We start from the raw sequence: 23622 nt of genomic DNA, 5'->3' as shown, positions 1-23622 counted from the left end.
GGCTTATCCTCAGGCCACCAGCGCAGGCGCAGATTTGCGGCGCAGCACCTGACCGTTGCTTTGGAACACATGGCAGTCCTCTGGCGCGACCGTGAGGTTCAGGATTTCACCCTCGCGCACCGGCGCATCTCCGGGCAGCGAGGCGCAGAACCGTGTGCCGTTGCCAATGGTGCCATAGGTGATCGCCACACCGCCCAGACGTTCCAGCACATTCACCGAAATATCGAGACCATTCTGGCCCAAAGCCACATGTTCGGGGCGAATGCCAACCTCCACAGTGTCACCAACGCTGACGCCCTCGGTCTCCACCGGCAGCGACATCTTGTGGCCGCCTTCAAGCTCCACAGTCAGCGCGCCTGCGGTGTCGAGCACCTTGGCCGGTACAAAGTTCATGTTTGGCTGCCCAATGAAGCTTGCCACAAATTTGGTGGCGGGGTGGTGGTAGAGTTCCATCGGTGAGCCGAATTGCTCCACCTGTCCGCCGTTCAGCACCACAATCCGGTCCGCCATGGTCATCGCTTCGACCTGATCATGGGTCACATAGACCATGGTGGCGTCCAATTCGCGGTGCAGCTGGCTCAGCTCGACGCGCATATCCCCACGAAGTGCGGCGTCAAGGTTGGAGAGGGGCTCATCAAACAGGAACACTTTGGGTTCGCGCACAATCGAGCGGCCAATGGCCACGCGCTGGCGCTGACCACCGGAAAGCTGTCCCGGCTTGAGCTGCAGTTTTTCCGTGAGTTGCAAAACTTTGGCGGCACGCTGCACACGTGCGTCCAATTCGGCCTTCGCCATCTTCTGCACACGCAGGGGGAAGGCGATGTTTTCATAAACACTCAGATGCGGATAAAGCGCGTAGGATTGAAACACCATCGAGATGCCACGATCCACTGGTGCGGCGTGGCTGACGTCGTTGCCGCCAATCACGATGGAGCCTGACGTGGCTTCTTCCAGCCCGGCAATGATGCGCAGCAAGGTGGATTTGCCGCAGCCGGATGGGCCGACAAAGACCACAAACTCCTTGTCCTCAATCGCGAGGCTGATGTCATGCAACACTTTGGCGGTGCCAAAAGACTTGTTGATTGCATTGAGGTTGAGCGTCGCCATGGCACTGTCCGTCTGTCTGAGAAGGGATTGATAGAGAGGAGGAATTTCACCCCGGGCGCACCGCTGAAGGCACGCCCGGAGCAGGGAGACCGCTTAGAGCGCGTCGTCGAGCTCTTCAGCGGCGATGGTGACAAGGTTGTCCACGGTGTCATCCTTCAGGATGATGCCCTGCACCATGTTGGTGAACACCGACTGCAGCGATTTGAAATCTTCCACAAGCGGCTCCGGACCGCCGGTGGCGATGGAGGCTGTGAAGGTCGGCCAGATGCCATCCGCGTAGTAGAGATCTTCTTTGCCGAGCTTGGAATAGTCCAGGATCGGGGTCAGACCCCAGCTGCTGTCCAGATCATACTGGCTGTCACCGGAGGTGATGCGCTTGGCCAGCTCCTGCGCCAGATCTTCGTGGCCAGAGCCTTTGAACACCACGATGGAGTCGGTGATCAGGATCGAACCGGAGGTGCCGGATGGGCCAGCAGGCACAGGCACAACCTTCTGGTTGATGTCTTCGTTGTGCTGGTTGTGACCCCATGGGCCGGAAACATACATCGCGATCTGACCGTCGTTGAACAGGTCACGCAGCTGGTCACGTTCCCATGCGGTTGGGCCGTCCTGCGCCACATCCACGAGCTTGCCGTAGAATTCCAGCGTCTCGCGGGTCTCTTTGCTGTCGAGCATGTTTTCGCCCGACGCGCTGTCGATCACCGCACCACCGTTGGAATAGAGGTAGTTCAGGAACTGGTGCATGGTGTTGTCAAAGTCTTTGCCTGCAAGGCCCACGCCCGCCGCATCGGTGTTGTCCACCACGCCTTTTGCCAGATCATACATCGCGTCCCAGGTGGCAGGCGCTTCACAGGCCTGACCGGAGGCTTCGATGATGTCACAGTTCAGGTAGAGCGCCTTTGTGGAGAACGCATGCGGATAGCCCCAGGCGGTGCCTTCCACGGTGACAGTGTTCAGAACACCGGGCTGATAAGGTGTGCTCGGGTCGATTTCTGCCGGAACGATCAGATCATTCTTGGCCAGCTGGCGCAGGGTACGGCTGCCCATATAAGCGATGGAGGGCGGATCACCGGCTGCGGCGAGAGTCAGGGATTTGTCCTGGCATGTGCCCCATGGCACCGCTTCCAGGTTCACCTTTACGCCTTCGTAGTCGGCCTCAAATTGATCGACCACCGCTTGGTCTGCGGCACGGACTTCGCCGCCGCACATGATGAAATGAACTTCTTTGTCCGCCGCCATGGCTGTGCTTGCCACGCCGGACAAAAGGGCCGCGCCCAATGTCAGTTTTATGCTTTTCATAAATAGTCTCCCTTGTTTGATTATTCTTTCACGGCGCCAGCGGTGAGGCCGGCGACGAGATACTTTTGCAGGAACAGGAAGATGACCATGACGGGCAGAACGCCCACCAAGGCAGCGGCCATCATCTCATTCCAGGTCACCGTTTGGTATCCGATGAATTCATAAAGACCGGCAGGCAGCGGCTGCAGCTCGCGGGTCTGGTTGAATGTGATTGCGAACAAAAATTGCTGTGCATAGGCGCCGATAAAGACCGCAACGCCCACCACGATCAGCCCGGGCACCGCCAGCGGCAGCACCACACGGCGCAGGGTGTAAAGACGGCTGGCGCCATCCACAAAAGCGGCTTCCTCCAGCTCGCGCGGGATTTTCTCCAGATAGGAGCGCAGCAGCCAGATGCCGGTCGGAATGAGGAAGGCGACGCCGGGAATGATCATCGCCCAATAGGTGTTGAGCAGCCCCATGGTGCGCAGCACGCGGTAAAGCGGAATGAGCAGCACCGCGCCGGTGAACATGTTCACGCCGAGAAAGATGCCAAGGCTGATGTTTTTGAAGGGAAACTCCAGCCGCGCATAGGCATAGGCCGCAGGCACCACAAAGACCATGGTGATCGCCGTCACCGCGCTGGCGATGAAAATCGAGTTGAAGATATAGCGGCCGAGCAGGGGCACCGTGACCCACATGTCGCTATAGGCTTGCAGGCTGAAATCATCGGACCAGAACTGATAGGGGCTGCGGAACAGATGCTCCAGCGGGCGCAGGCTGGCCATGAACATCTCAAAAAACGGCAGCAGCATGAAGGTGAGGAAGACAGCAAGCGCGGCGTAGATGCCGACCAGTTGCAACTTTGTGTAGCGATCCATCATGTCACTTCACCCCGTAGCGTTTGTTCACTTTGTTCAGGAAGAACAAGTAGATGAGAGAGAAAATACCGAGCAGGAGGACGATGATGACGGCGCGCGCGGCACCTTCGCCAAACTTGTAGTTGCCAATCGCCACCTTGTAGGTGTCTACGATCATCGTGGTGGTCGCGCCGCGTGGCCCGCCTTCGGTCAAAATCCAGATGATCTCAAAGCTGTTGAAGGTGAAAATCGCGGACAGCAGCGCCATGGAGACAATCACCGGCAGGATTTGCGGGATGGTGATGCGGCGGAAGCGGTACCAGCGTCCTGCGCCATCCACCCAGGCGGCCTCATAAAGATCGCGGCTCACGCCCTGCATCGCGGCAAGGAAGAACAGCGTCACCATCGGCGTGCCCACCCAGACGTCGGTCACAATGGCCGAGTAGAAAGCGGAGGTTTTATAGGCGAGGAATTCAAACGGCCCATCGGTGATGCCGAGCTTCATCAAAGTGCCAGACAACACGCCGAAATAGCCGTTATAGAGCCACATCCAGCCGATACAGCCGATCGCGATCGGGATCACCCAGGGCGGCATCACCAGCACCCGGAAGAGCGCGCGGCCTGGAATGGCAGCATTCAGCAGCACCGCTCCGATCAGACCCAGCACGAGCTTTAGCCCGACACTCAGGAACATCCAATAAAACGTCCGCACAATGGTCTGGTGAAAGCGGCGGCTGTCGGCGAGATCCTGATAGTTCTCAAGGCCAACATAGCTTTCGCCGCCAAGTCCGGCCTCCATGAAAGACAGACGGATGGTTTCCGCCAATGGCCAGGCCACGATCACGGCGATGAAGAGCATCGCGGGCCCAACCAGCAGCCAGCCAAAGAGCCCCTCTGGCAAAGTGCGGCTGCGCAGGCTGGCGCTGTCTTGTGGCGCCTGAGCGGAGAGTTCGGCCATCCATATCCCCCATGGTTTTCATCGGCTCTTAGTGGAGTCGAATCAATTCATGACAAATATGTTAACCCAATCAAACCAAAATGCTACCAATACAATACCAAAAAAGAATTACCTTGAATAACGTATGAAAAACAGGCATTTCGTAAGGAGTTCAGCCTGCCTCATTGCGTATATTTTGCAAATTGGTATTGTTTTTGAAACCACATGAGGGCCCGTGATGGAAACCGAGACATCTCTTTATGATCCCAGTGTCTGGCACCGCGCCGGACGTGGGCCACGGTATCAGCAGCTCTATCGTCACATCGCCGCAGAGATCCGCAGCGGTGGCTTGCAACCTGGTGATCAGCTCCCGCCGGAGCGTGATCTGGCGGACACCGCAGACATCAGCCGCGTGACCGTGCGCAAGGCGGTGTCATTGCTGGTTGAAGAGGGGCTGATTGAACAGCGGCGCGGCGCAGGCTCCTTTGTGGCCATCCCATCGCCTCGTCTGGAGCAATCGCTGTCCTCACTGGTGTCATTCACCGAAACCATGCGTGCCCGCGGGATGCAGGCCACAAGCGAAGTGCTGTCGCGCGGGCTGTTTTCGCCCAACCCCGATGAAATGGTCACGCTGGGGCTGGCGGCGCATGAAAAAGTCGCACGCATCAACCGTTTGCGCAGTGCCGGCGGCACGCCCATCGCGCTCGAATATTCCTCTCTGCCGCGTGACATTCTGCGCGACCCGGAGCAGATCGACACCTCGCTGTATACGCTTCTGCGCAAGGACGGCAGCGCCCCAACCCGCGCCATTCAGCGGGTCACCGCGCTCAATCTGTCGCCGTCTGATGCGGATCTGATGAAGCTGCCTGAGGGCTGCGCGGTGTTGCAGATCGTGCGCACCGGCTACCTCGCCTCGGGTCGCCCCATCGAGCTGACGCGCGGACTGTACCGTTCAGACATTTATGACTTCGTTTCAGAGCTCAGATTGGATTGATATGCAGTATGAAAGTCGCCTCATTGGCAAGGAAATCCTCTGCACCTTCACACCGGATCGCGCATTGGCGGCTCCGGTGTTTTGTTTTTCAGGCATGGCCCCGTTTGAGGTGGTGTCCGGTGGCACGGTGACCAAGGAGCTTGGCAGCTACACGGAAATCCAGCTGCCCGATCTGGCGGCCGATACGCCTTATGAACTGACCATCCGCTACGCCAAAGGTTTCCATCCCGCAAACCGGGCCTGGCTGCCTTTAGGCCCCTTTCTGCGGGTGGCTGGCGAGGCGATCCCTTTGCCCAAGCCGCCTTCGGGGTGCCGCCCGCAACCTCTGCCGGATCTCGGCCCATTTCCCGGCCTGCCGCTGGTGCCGCAGCCGCAAAGCTGGGTGCCGTCCGGCGGCACGCTGTCACTGGACGGCATCCGATGCACCCATCCCGCGCTGGAGGCGGTTGCCGCTCTGGCAGAGCGCAAAGACTGGCATTTTCAAGGTGATATAGAAACTGATATTGCGCTCGCAGACTTTGCTGAAGATGCCTATGAAATCGAGATCACGCAGCAGGGCATCACCATCCGCGCTGCGGATTATGGCGGGGTGTTCTATGCGGGCATCACCCTTCTGACGCTCCTGCAGCAAGGGCCGCTGCCCTGTGGCACCCTCAAGGACGCCCCGCGTTTTGGTTGGCGTGGGCAACATCTGGACACGGCGCGGCATTACTATGCGCCGGAAACCCTCTGTGAGCTGCTCGACCTGATGGCCTTGCTCAAGATGAACCGCTTTCACTGGCATTTTGCCGATGATGAGGCTTTCCGTCTGGAAATCGACAGTTTCCCCGAGCTCTGGCAGAAGACCGCCTTTTGTGGCGAGGGCCATCTGCTGCCCGGCCTGTTCTCCGGCGCGCTGACCTCCGGCGGCAGCTACTCCAAAGACACCGCCCGCGCGATCATCGCCCATGCCAAAGCGCTCAATATCGAGGTGATGCCGGAAATCGAGGTGCCCGCCCACGCCATCGCCCTCACCCATGTGTTCCCCGACCTGCGCGATCCTGATGACACCGGCACGGAAACCAGTGTGCAGGGCTACAGAGGCAATGTGATGAACCCGGCGCTTGAGAGCACATGGGAGGTGCTGGAGACGATCATGGCCGAAGTGGGCGCGCTTTTCCCCTTTGGTCATGTGCATCTTGGCTGTGATGAATTGCCGGAAGGCACTTGGATGGGCAGCCCGCTGGCCCGTGATCTGATGGCGCGGGAAGGCTTGGAGACCACCGATGATCTGCTAGGCTGGACCATCGCGCGACTCGCCGCCAAAACCACCGCGCACGGATTCCGCCCCTGCGCGTGGGAAGAGGCCGCAAAGGGCAACAACGGCGGCATTGGCAACGGCGCGCTTCTGTTCAGCTGGACAGGGCAGGGGCCCGGCCTCGCTGCGGCCCGCGCAGGCTATGATGTGGTGATGAGCCCGGCGCAGCATGTCTATCTCGATATGGCGCACACCGATGATCCGGACGATTGGGGCGCCAACTGGGCCGCCTATGTATCGCTTGCGGACACCATCGCCTGGGAGCCTGTGCCAGAGCCCGAACTTGCGGCGCGTATCAAAGGGGTGCAGGGCACCTTCTGGTCAGAGTTCACCACCGAAGACGCGCAAATCTGGCCGATGCTCATGCCGCGCATGCTTGGCGTCAGCGCCAAGGCCTGGCAAACCGCCGATATTACGACTGAAGCGCTCACGCAGTTGGCCCATGTGTATCAATCTGGCCTTGGCCCGCAGGTCTGGTCACAGCAGGCGGATCAGCCGTGATCTGCGGATAAATCTGCGCAAGTGATTGTAAAAATTTAAGGATTTAGCAGGTCTCGATTTAACCTTTCTTAACCTTGATGCGTCGTACTGGTCCCTGGGATTATTTTGGGGAAGACCGATGGCATATGTAAAAGGCTATTGGCTGTTTGACACAATGACAGCTGGCAAACCTGCAAACGCGGCTTTGGAAGTGCAGATATTTCCAGAGGAAAATCCGCCGCTTGGCCGGGGCAGCGTGGAATACCGCTCGGCGCTGGGCGTGGTGGATGGCGCGTTTTTTGAACATCACGGCGCAACCTATTTTGTGCCCGACGATCACACCGGCTTTCCGACCTTGGCCCGTGGCCGGGTGCTCAGCTTTGAAGAACCTTGGGAGCAGGAGGCCGCCGCTGGCCATCTTCACCCGCCGCAGGCCGAGCTGACCGAAACGCTGGTGCAATGGATGTGTGATTCCGAAACCTTCGCCTTTGCCGGAGAGTATGACTTTGACGTGGTGCCGGATTTCCGCATCGAAGGGGCCGATCGCGACCAGCTGGATGTCTCTTTGCTGACCGATGCCCGTGGCAAGCCGGTCAGCGTTCAGGATGTGGCCGTGCGCGCAGACCGTTACGGCAATGCGGTGCTGATTTTCCCCGGCGGAGAAGGCATCACCCTCACCGGTGTGAACCCAGCGCGACTCAATGAGCCGACCTTGATCGCCATGGGTATCCCCAGCAGCGCACAGGTCGACGCGCTTCTGGCTTGAGCCTGACGTACCGCAAACTGAAAGTTGCGCGATGCACCCAAAGCCCCGCGTGTGGATGTTATACATCACGCGGGCGGCTTTGCGCCGACAGCCCCGCTTCTGACTTGAGATACCTCTAACGCGACCATAGCGTCTGCGCAGCTACTTAGAGGTGATGAGATGCAGGGTTGGAAACTGTTCAAACATGCTTTTGGCATGGTCATTCGCAACTGGCGCGAGGCGCTGCGCATCTTTCTGGTGCCGGCGCTGCTTGGCATTGTTGCCCTTGGCCTGATTGTCGGGCTGATGTTTGCCATTCTGCCCCAATCCACCTCTGAAGACTTCCCTGAAGCCGCTGCCATCCTGGGTTTTCTGGGCATGTTTGTTGTCTCTGCGACGCTGGCAACCTGGTGCGTTGTGGCGTGGCACCGCTTTGTGATCCTTGAGGAGATGCCACAGGGTTGGATACCCACCTTCAACGGTGGTCAGATCCTGGCCTATTGGGGGCAAATCCTGAAGCTGTCTCTGGTGGGTTTGGTGGTCGGCGCTCCGGCGGTATTTATTGTGACGATGCTGCTGCGGACGGCGCCCATCCTTGGGATTGTGCTTGGCATTGCCGCCTATATTTTTGCCGTGCTGGCCTTCATGCGCCTCTCCACAACACTCCCCGCAGCCGCCATTGGCAAACCGGCGACACTTGGCGAAGCGTTTGCCGCCACCGCGGGCTCCTGGGGATCGCTCCTTCTGCTGCTTCTGGTCTTGGTTGGCTGTCAGGTGGCGGCCCAGTCGGCCGTGTTTACTCTGAGTGCGATCACGCCAATACTGGGTGTCCCGTTTTCCATAGCCACAACCGTCTTCCTGTCCCTGCTCAATGTCAGCATCCTGACAACGCTTTATGGGCACTACATCGAAGGCCGCAGCATCGACTGACCCTTGCCAAACGGGGCGGCTTAAGTCACTGAAGGCGCATGAGCGATTTTCGTACCTGTGCCCGCACTGCCGAAGCCGCCATGCGCAGCGTTTTCCCCGCCACGCCTCTGCAGCTGAATGCCCACCTCTCTGCCCGCTTTGACGCCGATATCTGGCTCAAGCGCGAAGACCTCACGCCCGTGCGCTCCTACAAGCTGCGCGGCGCGTTCAACGCCATGCGCAAGCGGCGTGTGAACACGCCCGATCAGCGGATTTTTGTCTGCGCCAGCGCGGGCAACCACGCCCAAGGCCTGGCCTTCATGTGCAAGCATTTTGACGTGCAGGGCGTGATCTTCATGCCGGTCACCACACCGCAGCAAAAGATCTTCAAGACGCAGGTGTTTGGCGGCGACAATGTCGAGATCCGCCTTGTCGGGGATTATTTTGATGACACGCTGGCCGCGGCTCAGGCCTATTGCACCGAGGCAGGGGCCGCCTTCCTCTCACCCTTTGATGATGAAGACGTGATTGAGGGGCAGGCCACGGTTGCCGCCGAAATTGAATCCCAATTGGGCCGCGTGCCCGATCACATCATTCTGCCGGTGGGTGGCGGCGGCCTGTCGTCGGGCGTTTACAGCTATTTTGGCGATCAGACCCGCTACACGCTGGTGGAGCCTGAAGGCGGCATGAGCTTGGCCGCGGCTCTGGATGCCGGACACCCGGTGACGCTGGCCAATCTTGACGGCTTTGTCGACGGGGCGGCGGTGGCCCGGATTGGCGACAAGACTTTCGCCCGGCTGGCGAGCCTCTCCCATGAGGATGTGCTGGCCGCGCCCGAAGACCGGATCTGCGCCACGATGATCGAGATGCTCAATGTGGAAGGCATTGTGCTGGAACCCGCTGGCGCGCTGGCGGTGGATGCGCTGACCGATGTGGCCGACCAAATCCGCGGCAAAACCGTGGTCTGTGTGACATCCGGCGGCAATTTTGATTTTGAGCGTCTGCCCGAAGTGAAAGAGCGGGCGCAGCGGTTCTCCGGTGTTAAGAAGTATTTCATTCTGCGCATGCCGCAGCGCCCCGGCGCGTTGCGCGACTTTCTGGAAACCCTCGGGCCGGAAGATGACATCGCGCGCTTTGAATATCTGAAGAAATCCGCGCGCAACTTCGGCTCGGTTCTGATTGGTATTGAAACCACAAGGTCTGAGAATTTCGACGCGCTGTTTGAGCGAATCAAGGCCGCTGGGATGACCTTCACCGACATCACCAACGATGAAACTCTGGCCCAATACGTGCTCTGACCCTCGGCTTTGGCCGGGCTGTCGGCAGGTCTATGCCGATAGAGGCGTCACAAACCTGTGAGCAGGACAAAGGCAAAAGCGCTGCACCACATCAGTGGGCGCAGCGCTTTTTGGAGGAGGGACGTCTGAGTTTTTGCGCCAGAGGCGCAGGTTCAGGATGCGATCAGGCCGCAGCCAGTGTCTGAGCAAAGACGTTTTTGCTTTCGGAGAAGGCCGTGAGAATCGCCTCAAGATCGACGGATTCGGCTTTCCCAGCCGCTGCAGCGGCCTCGCCAGCTTGGCAAAGTTGCGAAAACGCCCGAAAACCAAGGTTCAGCGCGCCACCTTTCAGGAAGTGCAGGTCAGCCTCAAGGTTGGCCAGATCCGGACCGTCCTGAAGACGGCCGATGACTTCCTCAACTTCGTCGAGAAAGAGGTCCACAACTTCATCAAAGTCCTCTGCGCCGATCTCTTCACGCAGTTCGTCAACGCGTTCCCAGTCAATCATGGGCATTTCCTCATCAGTTCCTCACCTAACAATGACAAAAAAGTATTAACAATTCCTAACCCGTAAAATTTGAACTATCTCATTTTTACTTTTGACGGCATGTTAAGGCGCACGTTCCTAGATGTCTGTGTAACCAAATTCGAAATTTGTGCAAAGGCCCCAGAGTTTTGTCGAGCACCTCTGTTCAATCTGCTGAAGATGATGCGCCTGAAACCGGCGTGATCAAGCGTGTGTTGCTGGTGGATGACAGCCGTGTGCAAAGGCGCATTCTCAGCCTGTCTCTCAAGCGGGACGGTTATGATGTGATCGAGGCGGCCTCTGGTATGGAAGCGCTGGAGATCTGCCGCGAGGATCCGCCTGATCTGATCTTGTCGGACTGGATGATGCCGGGCATGACCGGGATCGAATTCTGCGTCGCCTTCCGCCAGCTGCAGACAGAAACCTACGGCTACTTCATCCTCTTGACCTCCAAGAGCGAGAAAACCGAGGTTGCACAGGGCTTTGACGCCGGTGCTGATGATTTCCTGACCAAACCGGTGAACGGCTATGAGTTGCGCGCCCGGATCTCTGCGGCAGAGCGTATCCTGCGCATGCAGCGCGAGCTGAAAGACAAAAACAAGGTCATCACCGACACGCTGGACGAGCTTCAGCGGCTTTATGACAGCCTTGATAATGACCTTCTGGCCGCCAAGAAACTCCAGCAATCTCTGGTGCCTGAACGCTATCGCACCTTTGATGGCGCGGCGGTGTCGCTGTTGCTGCAATCTTCTGGCCATGTGGGGGGCGATCTTGTCGGCCACTACAAGATCAGCGACACGCGCATTGGCCTTTATGCGATTGACGTTTCAGGCCATGGAATCAGCTCTGCCCTGATCACCGCCCGTCTCGCGGGCCATCTTTCCGCAACCTCGCCGGAGCATAATGTGGCCATGCAGGTGTTGCCCGACGGCACCCATCAACCGCTGCCGCCCGCAGAGGTGGTGGCGCGTCTTAACGAGATCATTCTCGATGAGATGGAGACCGAGCATTACTTCACCATGCTGCTGGCCGATGTGGATCTAAAAACTGGCAAGGTGATCATGGCACAGGCGGGGCATCCGCATCCGCTGGTGCAGCGCGCCGATGGCACGATTGAGCAGGATGGCCCCGGCGGCCTTCCGGTGGGCCTCATCCCCGGCGCCGAGTTCTCGCAGTTTGACATCCAGCTCGCCCCCGGCGACCGCCTGTTCCTCCTGTCAGATGGGGTGACCGAATGTCCGGACACCGGCACTGGCATGCTCGGCGAAGAGGGGCTTGAGACGATGATGGCGGATCTCAAAGACCACGATCTGGAGAACACCCTTCAGGCGCTGGTCTGGAAGCTCGATGAATTCTCCGGCGGCAAAGGCTTCCCGGACGATGTGTCCGGTATTCTGCTGGAATATCAAGGCGACTGACCGCATCAGCACGCCTGATGTGCGCCCTGCGATAGAGCGCACATTGGCCCGCCGCCATATCGCTTAACGCAGAAATTGCGCCGTGAAATGGCGATCGCCATCATTGGCCAGCTTCGCCACCGCATCCTCAATATCCATCCACACCGCCGTATGCCCCGGCTCACTTGGCGGGCCGATCCGCAGCGTTGGCGTGGCCACATAGATCGTGCAGAGCTTTTCCGCCCAGAGGTCATATTCCGGCATAAAGGTGAAACGGCGAAACGCGCCCAGCCGGCGCGGCTTGGCAATCCGGTAGCCGGTCTCCTCAAAAACCTCACGATAGAGCGCGACCGTAGGGCTTTCACCGGGATCAATCCCGCCGCCGGGCAGCTGAAATTCATCATGCGGCGCGCTCTGATAGGTCACCAGCATCTGCTCTCCCTTGAGCAGAACCGCATAGGCCCCGGGACGCATCCGATACCGTTTGTCCGCGCGCGGCGGTGTGCCAAATCGTGGAATCATCCGTGAAACCCCTTTTTCCGGCCCTTGCTGGCCCTATATAGTCGCGGTATGGCAAGGGAAGGCCGATAAGGAAACCCCATGAAAGCTGCAAGTAAAATTGCCTGGGACGACACAGTGTTGCCGTTCCAGCTGGACAAATCTGATATTCGCGGACGTGTGGCGCGTCTGGATGGCGTGCTCTCGGGCGTGCTGAAACAACATGCCTATCCGGAAACGGTCGAGGCGCTGGTGGCCGAAATGGCCCTGCTGACCGCGCTGATAGGCCAGACCATCAGCCTGCGCTGGAAGCTGTCGCTGCAAGTGCAGACCAACGGCCCCGTGCGCATGATCGCCACCGATTACTACGCGCCGCAAAACGAGGGCGAGATCGCCCGCATCCGCGCTTACGCCAGCTTTGATGAAGAGCGCCTGACCGAAGGCACCCCGTTTGAGCAGCTCGGCAACGGCTATTTCGCAGTTCTGATCGATCAGGGCGAAGGCATGAAGCCCTATCAGGGCATCTCCGGTCTGGTCGGCGGCTCTCTGCAGGCCTCCGCAGAAGCCTATTTCGCGCAGTCTGAACAGCTCGCCACGCGCTTTTCGCTGAAATTCGGCAAATCCATCGAGCCGGGTGTGGGCGAACACTGGCGCGCAGGCGGCATCATGTTGCAGCACATGCCAAAAGCCAGCCCCGAAGTCTCCGGCGAAGGCGGCAGCGGCGAAAGCGGCTACCTTCTGGCCAAAGATGTGGTCAACGAAGACGACGCCGAGAACTGGAACCGCGCCAATATCCTGCTGGATTCGGTCGAAGATCTGGAAATGATCGGCCCCTCCGTGCCGCCAACCGATCTGCTGGTGCGCCTGTTCCACGAAGAAGAGCCGCGTGTCTATGCTGCGCAATCCGTGAAATTTGGCTGCACATGCTCCGAGGAGCGCGTACGCCAGTCCCTGTCGATCTACTCCGCCCGTGACATCGAAAAGATGACCACACCGGAAGGCCGCGTGACTGCGGATTGCCAATTCTGCGGCGCGCATTACGACATGGATCCGGCCTCCGTGGGCATGCCACCCAAGGACCGCAGCAAAGACAGCGGTGCCGATGCCGCAGGCGTCTGATCCGCTCCACCACATCAAGGCCGCGCTGTCGCTGGACAGCGCGGCCTCTTCTGATTTTGATCTCAATCCTGATGTGATCCTGCCGCCCGGCCGCAAGCTGCGCCCCGCTGGTGTGCTGGTCCCGATCGAGATCAAATCCGGCATTCCCCATGTCATCCTCACCAAACGTGCCAGCCATCTGAAGCACCATCCGGGGCAGATTGCCTTTCCCGGGGGCAAGCAGGACGAGGCCGATGCGGATGTGATCGCTGCCGCGCTGCGCGAAGCCCGTGAGGAGATCGGTCTGCCTTCTGAAAATGTCGATGTGCTCGGCACACTGCCCACCCATGAGACCGTGACAAGCTTCATGGTCACACCGGTTTTGGGCCATGTTAGAGACGCATTTGACGTGATCCCCGAGCCGGGCGAAGTCGATGAGGTCTTCTCTGTGCCGCTCTCCCATGTCACCGATCCGGCGCGGTTTTCCGTGCAATACCGCCGCTGGCAGGGCAAGCGTCGCCATTATTTCACAGTCCCCTTTGGCCCCTATTACATCTGGGGCGCCACAGCGCGCATTCTGCGCGGTCTTGCCGAACGGGTAGAACGTCTATGAAGGTCACCGGAGACTGGTTGACCGCGCCCGCCACACAGGCGGTTTGCGCTATGTTAGAGACTGATCATCATCAGGCGCTCTTTGTCGGCGGCTGTGTGCGCAACGCGCTTTTGGGCGCGCCTGTCAATGACATCGACATCTCCACCGATGCCCGCCCCGAGCAGGTCATGGCGCTGGCAAAGGCGGCAGGGTTGAACGCGATCCCCACTGGGATTGAGCATGGCACCATCACCGTGGTCTCCGGTGGCATCCCCCATGAGATCACCACCTTCCGGCGCGATGTAGAAACCGATGGCCGCCGCGCCGTGGTGGCCTTTTCCGACCATGTCGAGGATGACGCGCATCGTCGCGACTTCACCATGAACGCACTTTATGCGCGCTCGGACGGCACCGTGGTCGACCCGCTTGGCGGGCTTGCAGATCTTGAGGCCCGCCGCCTGCGCTTTATTGATGTGGCCGAAGACCGTATTCGCGAAGATTACCTGCGCATCCTGCGCTACTTCCGCTTTCACGCCTTTTACGGCGATCCGGCTGAGGGCATGGACCCGGAGGCCTTGGCCGCTATCGCCGCCAATATCGAGGGCATTGCCAGCCTCTCCAAAGAGCGCATAGGCGCGGAGATGGTCAAACTCATGGGTGCGCCTGATCCGGCCCCAGCCGTGGCTGCCATGCGCAGCACCGGCGCGCTCACCGCTGTGCTCGAAGGGGCCGATGATCGCGCGCTTGCGCCGCTGGTGCATTTGGAAGGGCTTGCCGGTCTTGCGCCGGATTCGATGCGTCGTCTTGCGGCCTTGGGCGGGCAACAGGTGGCCGAAGCGTTGCGCCTCTCCAAGAAACGCGCCCGTCAGCTGGAAACCCTGCGCAACGGCGTGGAAAGCACCGACAGCTCCGGCGCGCTTGGCTATCACCATGGCGCGGATCTTGGCCAGTCCATCGTGCTGCTGCGCGCGGCCCTGCTGGAGATGCCCTTGATGCCGGGTGCGCTGTCTGAGGCGGCGCGCGGTGCGGCTGCGACTTTCCCGATCCGCCCCGCTGATCTGATGGATCGCTTTCAAGGGGCCGCGCTTGGCCAACGGCTGAAACAGCTTGAGGCCCGCTGGATCGAGTCACAGTTCACGCTCACCGCAGCGGCGTTGCTTGACGCGCCTGAGTGATCGGCAACGGCCAACGCGCCTTGTGCTTACACTTTGCCCGACCACAAATTTCGCACCTCCGCGATACAGCCGCCTTACCGACGTGATACCGACGTGCCAAAAAGCTGGTTAATGCCCGGTTGACTTTGGCGCAACGGTAGCGCAGCATCACCTCACTCAACCATGAGAAGGAGTGCAAAATGTATCGCGGGATTTGGTTTTCATAACCACATCGGACCGCAGTGGCGGCCGATTGTGGCGTGTCACTTCATTTATGCACTTAACTTTCTGTTCTTTCAGGCTTTCTCATGTTCAAGTTTTTCGAGACCCTTGTTGACCCCTATTGCGACTACGACGAAGTAGATACGCCCCCCACCAAGCTGTGGCCCTTCATGCGCGACTATGCGCTGCCTTTCCGCAAAGTCTTTGTTTTTGCTACGATAATGTCCATCATCGTGGCGGCGGTGGAGGTCGGCCTGATCGCCTATATGGGCCGCGTGGTGGACCTTCTGACAGGCGATCCGTCGACGGTTTGGGCAGACCACGGCACCGAGTTCATCCTGGTGGTGCTGTTTGTGCTCTTCCTGCGCCCCGCGCTTCAGGCGCTCGATGTGCTCCTGCTGAACAATACCGTGCTGCCAAACTTCGGGGCTTTGATCCGGTGGCGAGCCCATAAACATGTTTTGCGTCAATCAGTTGGCTGGTTTGAGAACGACTTTGCCGGCCGCATTGCCAACCGGATTATGCAGACCCCTCCGGCCGCGGGCGAAGCCGTGTTTCAGGTGTTTGACGCGATCACCTTCTCCATCGCCTATGTCATTGGCGCAGCAATCCTTTTGGCCGATGCAGACCCCCGTCTGGTGCTGCCAATGCTGGGCTGGCTGGTGCTCTATGGCTTCTTGGTCAAATGGACCGTCAAACGCGTCGGCCCGGCCTCTCAGGCCGCCTCTGATGCGCGCTCCAAAGTCACCGGTCGCGTGGTGGATGCCTATACCAATATTCATTCGGTAAAGCTCTTTGCCCACAATCAGCGCGAGCTGGAATATGCCAAGGAAGCCATTGAATATTCACGGGAAACCTTCCAGCACGAGATGCGGATATTCACCGTCATGGATGTGGCGCTGGTTCTGCTCAACGGGGTGCTGATCGTCAGCGTTGTGGGCTGGGCCATCTGGCTCTGGTCCATGGGGCAGGCCTCTGTTGGGGCGGTTGCTGCTGCCACCGCGCTTAGCCTGCGCCTGAATGCGATGACCGGCTGGATCATGTGGGCGCTGACCTCCTTCTTCCGCCAGCTCGGTGTTGTGGCCGAGGGTATGGAAACCATTGCCCAACCTATTGATCTGGTTGATCAAAAATCAGCTCCACAGCTTGATTTTGATCAGGGGGAAATCGAGCTGCAGGGCCTGTCGCATCACTACGGCCGCGGCTCCGGCGGGCTGGACCAGATCTCCCTGACCATTGCACCGGGTGAAAAAGTGGGTCTGATCGGCCGTTCCGGGGCAGGCAAATCGACTTTGGTGAAGCTGCTGCTGCGCTTCTATGATGTTGAAACCGGGCGCATTTTGATCGACGGGCAGGACATTTCCACTGTCACGCAGGACAGCCTGCGCGATGCCATCGGCATGGTGCAGCAAGACAGCTCGCTGCTGCATCGCTCTGTACGCGACAACCTGCTCTACGGTCGGCCTGATGCCACAGAGGCGGATATGATTGCCGCTGCCAAAAAGGCCGAAGCCCATGATTTCATTCTGGATTTGGAGGATCCGGAGGAGCGCAAAGGTTATGATGCCCATGTTGGCGAACGGGGCGTGAAACTCTCCGGCGGTCAGCGTCAGCGTATCACTCTGGCTCGGGTGATCCTGAAAGACGCGCCGATTCTGCTCTTGGACGAAGCGACCAGCGCTTTGGACAGTGAGGTTGAGGCGGCCATTCAACGCACGCTGTACGGCATGATGGCGGGCAAAACCGTGATCGCCATTGCGCACCGCCTGTCGACGATTGCCGAGATGGACCGAATTTTGGTTATGGATCAAGGCCGTATCGTGGAGCAGGGCAGTCACGCAGAGCTGCTTGCGCAGAATGGTCTCTATGCCGGTTTCTGGGCGCGGCAATCCGGTGGCTTCCTCAATGCCGATGAGGCTGCAGAGTAGCGTTTGACCTTGTGCTTGTCCCTCGTTAGGGGACAGGCATGAGCCAGATCGACATCCAGCGACTGGGCCTGCACGGTGATGGCATCGCCGACGGCCCGATCTTTGCCCCGCTCACCCTTCCCGGCGAAACCGTCGAAGGGGAGCTTGAGGGCAACCGTCTGAAAAACATACGGGTTTTGACCCCTTCTGATCAGCGGGTGAAGGCACCTTGCCGGCATTTCAAAAGCTGCGGCGGCTGCCAGTTGCAGCATGCAGCGGATGGCTTTGTCGCGGATTGGAAGGTGGATGTGGTGCGTCAGGCGCTTGCCGCGCAGGGTTTGGAAACCGATCTGCGCCCCATCGTGACCTCCCCCGCGCAGTCCCGCCGCCGCGCGGTGATTTCTGCCCGTCGCACCAAAAAGGGTGCGCTTGTCGGCTTTCATGCCCGCGCCTCGGATGTGATTGCCGACATCAGCGACTGCCAGCTTCTGCATCCGGATCTGATGCGCGCTTTGGAGATTGTGGGCGCTTTGTCCCAAATTGGTGGGTCGCGCAAAGGCGAGCTCAGCGCCACGGTCACCCTGTCAGACGCGGGGCTTGATCTGTCTGTGAAAGGCGGCAGACCGCTCGATGGCGCGCTCTTGGCGCGTATGGCTCAGGAGGTGGAGCGCCACAAGCTGGCACGGCTCACATGGGATGGAGAGGTCATCGCAACACGGATTGCGCCCTACCAAACCTTTGGAAAAGCTAGGGTTGTTCCACCACCCGGCGCGTTTTTGCAGGCGACCAAAGAGGGCGAGGAGGCTTTGCTGGCGTCTGTGCGTTCGGCGATCACGCAGGGCGACTCAGGTGTTGATCTCTTTGCTGGAAGCGGCACCTTCACCCTGCCGTTGGCTGAGAGCTACATGATGCACGGCATCGAAGGTGAGAAATCCATGGTCAAAGCCATGGATGCTGGATGGCGCATGGCCACAGGGCTTAAAAAAGTGACGGCAGAGACCCGCGATCTGTTCCGCAATCCGCTGATTGCCGAGGATCTGCGCTATGACTTTGCGGTCATTGACCCCCCGCGCGCGGGCGCTGAGGCGCAGGTGGCAGAGCTCGCCAAATCGCAGATATCTGAAATCGCTTATGTTTCCTGCAATCCCGTGACCTTTGCACGGGATGCGGCGGTGCTGGTGCAGGCGGGCTATGCGCTTGAGTGGGTGCAGACAGTCGATCAATTCCGCTGGTCTTCGCACGTGGAATTGGCTTCAAGATTTGTTCGGAAATAGCGCGTATCACGCAGGCGTGAGCGGCACATGGCCGGCGGGTCTGCTAAGAAACGCTCAGAGGCAGTGAAGACATATAAAGAGGAACTTGTTGATGCGTTGGATCTCCGCATTGATGATTGCCGTTCTGGCATTCGGATTGGCAGGCTGCGCCGAGAAATTCACCACATACAATGGCCCCGAGGTCACCCGTGTGCTGGTTTATAAAGAAAGCCGCCGGATGTATCTGATGCACCATGATCAGGTGCTGCAGGCCTATGACGTGGGCCTTGGGTTTTCTCCTGCTGGCCACAAGCAGATCGAAGGCGATGGCCGCACGCCGGAGGGCGATTACTACATCGACCGCCGCAATCCCAATAGCCGCTTCTATCTGTCGCTTGGCATCTCTTACCCCAATGCCGCGGATCGCGCCTATGCGGCCTCGATCGGTGAATCCCCCGGTGGAGACATTTTTATCCACGGGCGGCCGCAGCTGTTTCAGAACGGCGTTGAGGACTGGACAGCAGGCTGTATCGCGGTCTCAGACGAAGAGATGCGCGACATTTACGCGATGGTCAGAAACGGAACCCCGATCTCAATTTATCGTTGAGAACGGGTTTGTGTCGCTGGCTTCTGGTGTGCTGGTGGTCTCTGCAACATCAATAAAGGACGCAGAGTTTGGTTGACCCATCACAAGGGTCCACCAGATCTTGCCATTGTCTTCCTGGAACCAGGCAAAGCCCATGTCGCGCGCGTTGCGGTCGAGGATCACAGAACGCGTGTCATCCTGCTCCATCCAGGCGGCGAGGGTCTCAACTTCGGTTTCGTAGGTCTCGCTGATGGTTTCGCCGGTCAGAACACCGGTGTAGCCCACGCGCGCCACACGATCGAGCGGCGAGGAGCCGTCAGAGCCAAAGTGCCATGGGCGGTTCTGCAGGGCCATATCCCGCGCATGGGTCGCAGCGGCGGCATTCAGTTGGGCGTTGAGTTCCACGGCTGGTGCGCCAGAGGCCTGACGAAGCGCATTTACAGAGTCCAGTACGCGAAACTGAACGCGGGCGGTATTGCCCGAGGAAATCTTATATTGCTTGGCGCTGCCACCGCCTCCGGTTCCGCAAGCGGCCAATCCAACAGCTGCAGCCAGCAAAAGTGCAATAACGCGCATCGTGTCTCTGTCCCACCTAATTGATTGGGGCACTCCTACCCGCACATCGTGGCCATGAAAACCCACATAGGCGTGACATTGCTACCCTGACAATTGATTGATTTGCGACTGCGGCATTAGAGCCATATGATCTCACCGATCCGTGAGGTTGGTTTCTGGAGAAAAATAATGACTGTAGATCGGTCGGATAAGTTTGGACGGCGTACGTTTCTGGCAGGTAGCGCCGCCTTTTTGAGCACGCCGGCTTTGGCACAAACCGAAGCTGAAACCACTGAGGTGGAACGCGACCTAGACGAGCGTGTCGTTCGCAATATTTCGAGCTTCCGGTCGCTGGACTGGGCGCCGTATTTTGACAACCTGAAGAACGGCGCTGTTCTTGTGGATGTCACGTCCCGCGCGCTGCATTATTGGTCAGAAGATGAGTCGGTCTATAAACTCTACCCGACTTCTGTGCCTTTGAGCGAAGACCTCACACGTCTGGGCCGCACCAAAGTTGTGCGCAAGGTTGAGGGGCCAAGCTGGCGTCCAACGCCGTCGATGAAAGAGCGCAACCCGGAATGGCCTGATTTTGTTGGCCCGGGTCCGGATAACCCATTGGGCACACACGCACTTTATCTGAGTTGGACCTATTACCGAATCCACGGCACCCATGACACTCGCAAAATTGGGCGTCGTTCATCCAACGGTTGCATTGGTCTTTACAACGAACACATCGCAGAGCTGTTTTCGTTGACAAAAGTGGGCACGCAAGTGTTGCTAATTTGACGACATTTTGTTTCGGGAGTCGCGTTTAAGGTAAACTTCGGTTTGCAATTCCGAAAAATTACTGTTTAGACGTGACTTACGAGGTAAGTCTTGGGTGCTTGTCATCGCCCATTCCTATTGGTGGCAAGCGAATTCTGGAGGTGTAGAATGAAAAAACTCGTTATCGCTGCTGCTCTGACTGCTGCTGCAACCACTGCAATGGCTGGCGGCTTGGCCGACCCAGTTGTTGAACCTGTTGTCATCGAAGAAGCCGCAAACGGCTCCGGCTCTGGCGTCTGGGTTCCGCTGGTACTGCTGGCAGTTGTGGCTGCTGCTGTTGCTGCAGGCAGCTAAGCTTTTTAAGCTTACTGAACTACGAATTCAAAAGAGGCGGGGCTTTGGCTCCGCCTTTTTTACGTTTTCCTGTGCCTGAAAGAAAAATGCCCCGGGCCGTTTGAACCCGAGGCATAAGCTTTTCATGGAATGGGCGCTGTTCAGGTGATCCAGCCGCCGAGATTCTGGTCGATGATCTCACAAAGCGCGGCAACATGCGCCTCATCAGAGTTAAGGCAGGGGATGTAGAGGAAGTCTTCGCCACCTGCGTGCTCAAAGCTCTCTTTGATCTCTTCGTTGATCTCTTCCAGCGTTTCGATGCAATCCGCAGAGAAGGCAGGCGCGATTACGGCGATGCTCTTCTTGCCTTCCTCTTTTGCGACACGCGGCCACTTCTTCCACGGTGTAGGGGCGCAGCCAGTCTTCGGGGCCGAATTGCGACTGGAACGTGGTGCGCAGATCGGTGTCTTCCCAGCCCAGACGCTCTTTGAGCAGGCGCGTGGTTTTCTGGCATTGGCAGTGATAGGGATCGCCCTCCTGCAGGTAGCGTTTGGCATGCCGTGGTAAGAAACCACCAGCAGGTCCGGCGTTTTTCCTGAGCGGCGTAGGCTTTTTCCACCGACTGCGCCAACGCTTCGATATAGGCGGGGTGCTCAAAATAGGCTTCCACCGTGCGGGCTGCCGGTTGCCATTTTTCTTCCATCAGAGCGCGGAAAAACTGATCGTTGGCGGTCGCTGTCGTGGCACCTGCGTATTGCGGATAGAGCGGGAAGAACAGGATGCGTTCACAGCCGGCAGCCACCATCTCGCGCACCTTGGAAGTTGTGGAGGGGTTGCCGTAGCGCATGCAGAAATCAACCATGACATCCTCACCGTGACGGGCGGTCAGGGTTTCTGCGATTTTGGCGGTCTGCTCCTTGGTGATGACCATCAGCGGGCTTTCACCACGCTCCTTGTCCCAGATCGATTCGTAGGCTTTGCCGCTGGAAAACGGGCGTTTGGACAGGATGATTAGCTGCAGCAAAGGCTGCCACTTCCATGCCGGATAGTCGATCACCCGCTTGTCGGACAGAAATTCGCTCAGGTAGCGGCGCATGGGCCAATAGGTGTAGTCGTCAGGCGTGCCAAGGTTGGCAAGCAATATGCCGGTTTTGCCGCGCGCTACCTTAGGGTGGTCCGCAGGGGCGTGGGCGGGGCAGGTGGCTTGGGTCATAGGGGAAGGTCCGTTCCGTGTAGGATCACTTGTAAGATCACTTGGGCAGTTTGATTTCAGAGGCGCCGAGCGCGTCGGCAAGTCGGTTGGTGGCCGATCCGGGCCGCAGGGGTTGGGGTTGACTGTCGTCAGGTGCCCAGCCGGTCAGATAAATTAATTCGAACGTGGCGGGTATGCGACCATTTTTCATGAAGCTTTCTACGTAGATTTCGCAGGCGCGGATCATTAACGAACGCGACGTCGCGGTGCGCAATCGATTTTGCAGGGCGTTTCCTTCGCCCATGGCACGCAGCTCTTTCATCAAGGCCCAGGGGCTTTCGTAGGTCACGGTCAGGGGCGCGGTGTCGGCCACGGGCAATGACAGCCCCGCCCGTTGCAGCAAGCCGCCGAGATCACGGATTTCCGCCATAGGGGCAACGCGGGGGGAAAGACCGCCGGTGAGCTCGACCTCGGCCTGCGCCAGAGAGGCGCGCAGTTGATGCAGGGTTTGCCCGCCAAAACACACAGCCAGAAAGAAACCATCGTTTTCCAAAGCGCGGCGGCATTGGATGATTTGACCCACCGGATCGTCGGCCCAATGCAACCCCATGGCATGGATCACCAGATCATGGGCACCGGTTTCCAGAGCCAGCACCTCTGTGTCCGCGACAATTTTCGCATTGGGAACGCATCGCTCCCAAACGCTTGGAAAGCCGGTCACCACGGCAGGTCGCGTAAACCCTTTGTTAACCATGCTGAGACGATCCTGAATCTCGTCCTGCGCCAGCGCATGCAGGAACATGGCGTCCTGCAGATCAGCGCGCGCGCGGTTGCGATCAAGGGCCGCTCTGTCAGTGAGGTGAGGTTGGTTTTGCATAGCGCGGAAAATAGGTTGTTCGCCCGTAAGTTTCAAACAACGCTGCATCTTTTGTTTCCGCCGCGGTGCGTCGGCTGCGGTGATATGGTCGAAAGTGACTTCGGCTTATGCGCCGAATGCTGGGCAGACACCAATTTTCTTGGCGCAGACGTGTGCGACACCTGCGCCACCCCGGTGACGCGCTTGCAGGGGGAGGACAGTGTGGTCTGTGATGCCTGTCTGAAAGACCGGCCCCCTTGGCGCAAGGCGCGCGCCGCTTTGCTTTATGCGGGCACAGGGCGCAGGCTTGTGCTGGCACTCAAACACGGGGACCGCACCGAGGTTGTGCGGCCTGCATCAAAATGGCTCGCCCGCGCTGCTGCCCCGCTTCTGAGGGCTGAGACGGTGATCGCCCCTGTGCCATTGCATCGCCTGCGACTGCTGCGGCGGCGCTACAATCAAGCGGCGCTTCTTGCGGAGGCATTGGCCTGTGAGGTTTCAGCCAGCTATTGCCCGGATTTGCTGATCCGGCGGCATGGGCGTGGCAGTCTGGAAGGGCTGACTGCAGCGGCGCGCCACAAAAAACTCGCCGGAGCGATTGCGGCAAACCCCAAACATCACGGAGTTTTGAAGGGCGCGTATGTGCTTCTGGTGGATGACGTTTTGACCAGCGGGGCGACGTTAAAGGCGGCAACCGACGCCTGTTTTCAGGCAAATGCCACAGATGTGTGTGTTCTGACACTGGCACGCGTTGCAAAGGGTTCCTAAATGGCCGACAAACAATTTGAGTGCATAAAGGAAAGA

At 58.9% G+C, this 23622-nt stretch carries 23 protein-coding genes and 1 pseudogene; 15 read left to right on the top strand and 9 right to left on the bottom strand.

Annotated elements, in window-relative coordinates; translation table 11 throughout:
• Positions 1-9 precede the first annotated feature (9 nt).
• The 4 genes from ACO07T_RS04685 to ACO07T_RS04670 all read right to left on the bottom strand — a co-directional run bounded on the left by ACO07T_RS04685 (position 10) and on the right by ACO07T_RS04670 (position 4203).
• Positions 10-1107: an ABC transporter ATP-binding protein gene (locus tag ACO07T_RS04685; RefSeq protein WP_422048448.1), complete on the bottom strand. Its 1098-nt coding sequence runs from the start codon at positions 1105-1107 to the stop codon at positions 10-12.
• A 93-nt stretch (positions 1108-1200) separates the two neighbouring features.
• Positions 1201-2406 carry an ABC transporter substrate-binding protein gene (locus tag ACO07T_RS04680; protein ID WP_422048447.1) on the bottom strand — a complete coding sequence of 402 codons (1206 nt, stop codon included), beginning with the start codon at positions 2404-2406 and terminating at the stop codon, positions 1201-1203.
• Positions 2407-2426: 20 nt separating this feature from the next.
• The gene (locus ACO07T_RS04675; protein ID WP_209076180.1) at positions 2427-3269 is read right to left on the bottom strand and encodes a carbohydrate ABC transporter permease; all 843 of its coding nucleotides are present in this window, start codon (positions 3267-3269) and stop codon (positions 2427-2429) included.
• Between the two features lies 1 nt (position 3270).
• Positions 3271-4203, bottom strand: coding sequence for a carbohydrate ABC transporter permease (locus tag ACO07T_RS04670; RefSeq protein ID WP_209058048.1), 933 nt, complete (start codon positions 4201-4203; stop codon positions 3271-3273).
• A 217-nt stretch (positions 4204-4420) separates the two neighbouring features.
• Here ACO07T_RS04670 and ACO07T_RS04665 point away from each other — a divergent pair, with 217 nt between their 5' ends.
• The 5 genes from ACO07T_RS04665 to ilvA all read left to right on the top strand — a co-directional run bounded on the left by ACO07T_RS04665 (position 4421) and on the right by ilvA (position 9905).
• On the top strand, positions 4421-5176 hold the full coding sequence (locus tag ACO07T_RS04665) for a GntR family transcriptional regulator (RefSeq protein WP_209058040.1): 756 nt from the start codon (positions 4421-4423) through the stop codon (positions 5174-5176).
• Positions 5145-6974, top strand: a complete 1830-nt coding sequence (locus ACO07T_RS04660) for a beta-N-acetylhexosaminidase (protein WP_422048446.1) — start codon at positions 5145-5147, stop codon at positions 6972-6974. Before ACO07T_RS04665 ends, ACO07T_RS04660 begins: the two co-directional genes overlap by 32 nt.
• Positions 6975-7092: 118 nt before the next feature.
• Positions 7093-7719 carry a hypothetical protein gene (locus tag ACO07T_RS04655; RefSeq protein WP_422048445.1) on the top strand — a complete coding sequence of 209 codons (627 nt, stop codon included), beginning with the start codon at positions 7093-7095 and terminating at the stop codon, positions 7717-7719.
• A gap of 159 nt (positions 7720-7878) precedes the next feature.
• On the top strand, positions 7879-8628 hold the full coding sequence (locus tag ACO07T_RS04650; RefSeq protein WP_422048444.1) for a hypothetical protein: 750 nt from the start codon (positions 7879-7881) through the stop codon (positions 8626-8628).
• Between the two features lie 38 nt (positions 8629-8666).
• Complete coding sequence (ilvA, locus tag ACO07T_RS04645) at positions 8667-9905, top strand: threonine ammonia-lyase IlvA (RefSeq protein ID WP_422048443.1); 1239 nt, start codon at positions 8667-8669, stop codon at positions 9903-9905.
• 163 nt (positions 9906-10068) lie between these two features.
• Here the strand turns inward: ilvA and ACO07T_RS04640 are convergent, their stop codons facing one another.
• Entirely contained in the window at positions 10069-10392 is a 324-nt protein-coding gene (locus ACO07T_RS04640) for an Hpt domain-containing protein (RefSeq protein ID WP_209076170.1), read from the bottom strand.
• 167 nt (positions 10393-10559) lie between these two features.
• On the opposite strand from ACO07T_RS04640, the gene ACO07T_RS04635 reads away from it, so the two are divergent.
• Positions 10560-11828 carry a PP2C family protein-serine/threonine phosphatase gene (locus ACO07T_RS04635; RefSeq protein ID WP_247742808.1) on the top strand — a complete coding sequence of 423 codons (1269 nt, stop codon included), beginning with the start codon at positions 10560-10562 and terminating at the stop codon, positions 11826-11828.
• A 63-nt stretch (positions 11829-11891) separates the two neighbouring features.
• Here ACO07T_RS04635 and ACO07T_RS04630 read toward each other — a convergent pair whose 3' ends face one another.
• On the bottom strand, positions 11892-12329 hold the full coding sequence (locus ACO07T_RS04630; protein ID WP_422048442.1) for an NUDIX hydrolase: 438 nt from the start codon (positions 12327-12329) through the stop codon (positions 11892-11894).
• Between the two features lie 78 nt (positions 12330-12407).
• On the opposite strand from ACO07T_RS04630, the gene ACO07T_RS04625 reads away from it, so the two are divergent.
• From ACO07T_RS04625 to ACO07T_RS04600, 6 genes are all read left to right on the top strand, one after another.
• Positions 12408-13424, top strand: a complete 1017-nt coding sequence (locus ACO07T_RS04625; protein WP_422048441.1) for an Hsp33 family molecular chaperone HslO — start codon at positions 12408-12410, stop codon at positions 13422-13424.
• Positions 13408-14016: a CoA pyrophosphatase gene (locus ACO07T_RS04620; protein WP_422048440.1), complete on the top strand. Its 609-nt coding sequence runs from the start codon at positions 13408-13410 to the stop codon at positions 14014-14016. Before ACO07T_RS04625 ends, ACO07T_RS04620 begins: the two co-directional genes overlap by 17 nt.
• Positions 14013-15170: a CCA tRNA nucleotidyltransferase gene (locus ACO07T_RS04615; RefSeq protein WP_422048439.1), complete on the top strand. Its 1158-nt coding sequence runs from the start codon at positions 14013-14015 to the stop codon at positions 15168-15170. The genes ACO07T_RS04620 and ACO07T_RS04615 overlap by 4 nt, the downstream gene beginning before the upstream one ends.
• 287 nt (positions 15171-15457) lie before the next feature.
• On the top strand, positions 15458-17299 hold the full coding sequence (locus ACO07T_RS04610) for an ABC transporter ATP-binding protein (RefSeq protein ID WP_422048438.1): 1842 nt from the start codon (positions 15458-15460) through the stop codon (positions 17297-17299).
• Between the two features lie 38 nt (positions 17300-17337).
• Positions 17338-18552 (top strand): class I SAM-dependent RNA methyltransferase, encoded by a 1215-nt coding sequence (locus ACO07T_RS04605; RefSeq protein ID WP_422048437.1) that lies wholly within the window; start codon positions 17338-17340, stop codon positions 18550-18552.
• 91 nt (positions 18553-18643) lie between these two features.
• Positions 18644-19138, top strand: coding sequence for a L,D-transpeptidase family protein (locus ACO07T_RS04600; protein ID WP_209085013.1), 495 nt, complete (start codon positions 18644-18646; stop codon positions 19136-19138).
• On the opposite strand, the gene ACO07T_RS04595 is transcribed toward ACO07T_RS04600, so the two are convergent.
• On the bottom strand, positions 19124-19693 hold the full coding sequence (locus ACO07T_RS04595) for a CAP domain-containing protein (protein ID WP_209085012.1): 570 nt from the start codon (positions 19691-19693) through the stop codon (positions 19124-19126). The genes ACO07T_RS04600 and ACO07T_RS04595 overlap by 15 nt on opposite strands.
• 168 nt (positions 19694-19861) lie before the next feature.
• Here ACO07T_RS04595 and ACO07T_RS04590 point away from each other — a divergent pair, with 168 nt between their 5' ends.
• Together ACO07T_RS04590 and ACO07T_RS04585 are read left to right on the top strand one after the other, a co-directional pair.
• Positions 19862-20458, top strand: a complete 597-nt coding sequence (locus ACO07T_RS04590) for a L,D-transpeptidase (RefSeq protein WP_209058012.1) — start codon at positions 19862-19864, stop codon at positions 20456-20458.
• Between the two features lie 147 nt (positions 20459-20605).
• A complete protein-coding gene (locus ACO07T_RS04585; RefSeq protein WP_422048436.1) occupies positions 20606-20791 on the top strand; it encodes a hypothetical protein in 186 nt (61 codons plus the stop codon).
• Positions 20792-20931: 140 nt separating this feature from the next.
• Here the strand turns inward: ACO07T_RS04585 and hemH are convergent.
• Both hemH and ACO07T_RS04575 read right to left on the bottom strand, forming a co-directional pair.
• Positions 20932-21983 (bottom strand): annotated as a pseudogene (gene hemH, locus ACO07T_RS04580) (ferrochelatase).
• 37 nt (positions 21984-22020) lie between these two features.
• A complete protein-coding gene (locus ACO07T_RS04575) occupies positions 22021-22839 on the bottom strand; it encodes a class I SAM-dependent methyltransferase (protein ID WP_209076153.1) in 819 nt (272 codons plus the stop codon).
• Here ACO07T_RS04575 and ACO07T_RS04570 point away from each other — a divergent pair.
• Positions 22822-23586 (top strand): double zinc ribbon domain-containing protein, encoded by a 765-nt coding sequence (locus tag ACO07T_RS04570; protein ID WP_422048435.1) that lies wholly within the window; start codon positions 22822-22824, stop codon positions 23584-23586. The genes ACO07T_RS04575 and ACO07T_RS04570 overlap by 18 nt on opposite strands.
• Positions 23587-23622: the final 36 nt, after the last annotated feature.

The organism is Shimia sp. (genome assembly GCF_965227725.1).
Lineage (GTDB): Bacteria > Pseudomonadota > Alphaproteobacteria > Rhodobacterales > Rhodobacteraceae > Shimia.
This window is presented reverse-complemented; position numbering and strand designations above follow the sequence as displayed.

Bases quoted from the DNA above. Each gene is read 5' to 3' on its own strand.
- ACO07T_RS04685 (WP_422048448.1), bottom strand. From the start codon at position 1,107: ATGGCGACGCTCAACCTCAATGCAATCAACAAGTCTTTTGGCACCGCC.
- ACO07T_RS04680 (WP_422048447.1), bottom strand. From the start codon at position 2,406: ATGAAAAGCATAAAACTGACATTGGGCGCGGCCCTTTTGTCCGGCGTG.
- ACO07T_RS04675 (WP_209076180.1), bottom strand. From the start codon at position 3,269: ATGATGGATCGCTACACAAAGTTGCAACTGGTCGGCATCTACGCCGCG.
- ACO07T_RS04670 (WP_209058048.1), bottom strand. From the start codon at position 4,203: ATGGCCGAACTCTCCGCTCAGGCGCCACAAGACAGCGCCAGCCTGCGC.
- ACO07T_RS04665 (WP_209058040.1), top strand. From the start codon at position 4,421: ATGGAAACCGAGACATCTCTTTATGATCCCAGTGTCTGGCACCGCGCC.
- ACO07T_RS04660 (WP_422048446.1), top strand. From the start codon at position 5,145: ATGACTTCGTTTCAGAGCTCAGATTGGATTGATATGCAGTATGAAAGT.
- ACO07T_RS04655 (WP_422048445.1), top strand. From the start codon at position 7,093: ATGGCATATGTAAAAGGCTATTGGCTGTTTGACACAATGACAGCTGGC.
- ACO07T_RS04650 (WP_422048444.1), top strand. From the start codon at position 7,879: ATGCAGGGTTGGAAACTGTTCAAACATGCTTTTGGCATGGTCATTCGC.
- ilvA (WP_422048443.1), top strand. From the start codon at position 8,667: ATGAGCGATTTTCGTACCTGTGCCCGCACTGCCGAAGCCGCCATGCGC.
- ACO07T_RS04640 (WP_209076170.1), bottom strand. From the start codon at position 10,392: ATGATTGACTGGGAACGCGTTGACGAACTGCGTGAAGAGATCGGCGCA.
- ACO07T_RS04630 (WP_422048442.1), bottom strand. From the start codon at position 12,329: ATGATTCCACGATTTGGCACACCGCCGCGCGCGGACAAACGGTATCGG.
- ACO07T_RS04625 (WP_422048441.1), top strand. From the start codon at position 12,408: ATGAAAGCTGCAAGTAAAATTGCCTGGGACGACACAGTGTTGCCGTTC.
- ACO07T_RS04620 (WP_422048440.1), top strand. From the start codon at position 13,408: ATGCCGCAGGCGTCTGATCCGCTCCACCACATCAAGGCCGCGCTGTCG.
- ACO07T_RS04615 (WP_422048439.1), top strand. From the start codon at position 14,013: ATGAAGGTCACCGGAGACTGGTTGACCGCGCCCGCCACACAGGCGGTT.
- ACO07T_RS04610 (WP_422048438.1), top strand. From the start codon at position 15,458: ATGTTCAAGTTTTTCGAGACCCTTGTTGACCCCTATTGCGACTACGAC.
- ACO07T_RS04605 (WP_422048437.1), top strand. From the start codon at position 17,338: ATGAGCCAGATCGACATCCAGCGACTGGGCCTGCACGGTGATGGCATC.
- ACO07T_RS04600 (WP_209085013.1), top strand. From the start codon at position 18,644: ATGCGTTGGATCTCCGCATTGATGATTGCCGTTCTGGCATTCGGATTG.
- ACO07T_RS04595 (WP_209085012.1), bottom strand. From the start codon at position 19,693: ATGCGCGTTATTGCACTTTTGCTGGCTGCAGCTGTTGGATTGGCCGCT.
- ACO07T_RS04590 (WP_209058012.1), top strand. From the start codon at position 19,862: ATGACTGTAGATCGGTCGGATAAGTTTGGACGGCGTACGTTTCTGGCA.
- ACO07T_RS04585 (WP_422048436.1), top strand. From the start codon at position 20,606: ATGAAAAAACTCGTTATCGCTGCTGCTCTGACTGCTGCTGCAACCACT.
- ACO07T_RS04575 (WP_209076153.1), bottom strand. From the start codon at position 22,839: ATGCAAAACCAACCTCACCTCACTGACAGAGCGGCCCTTGATCGCAAC.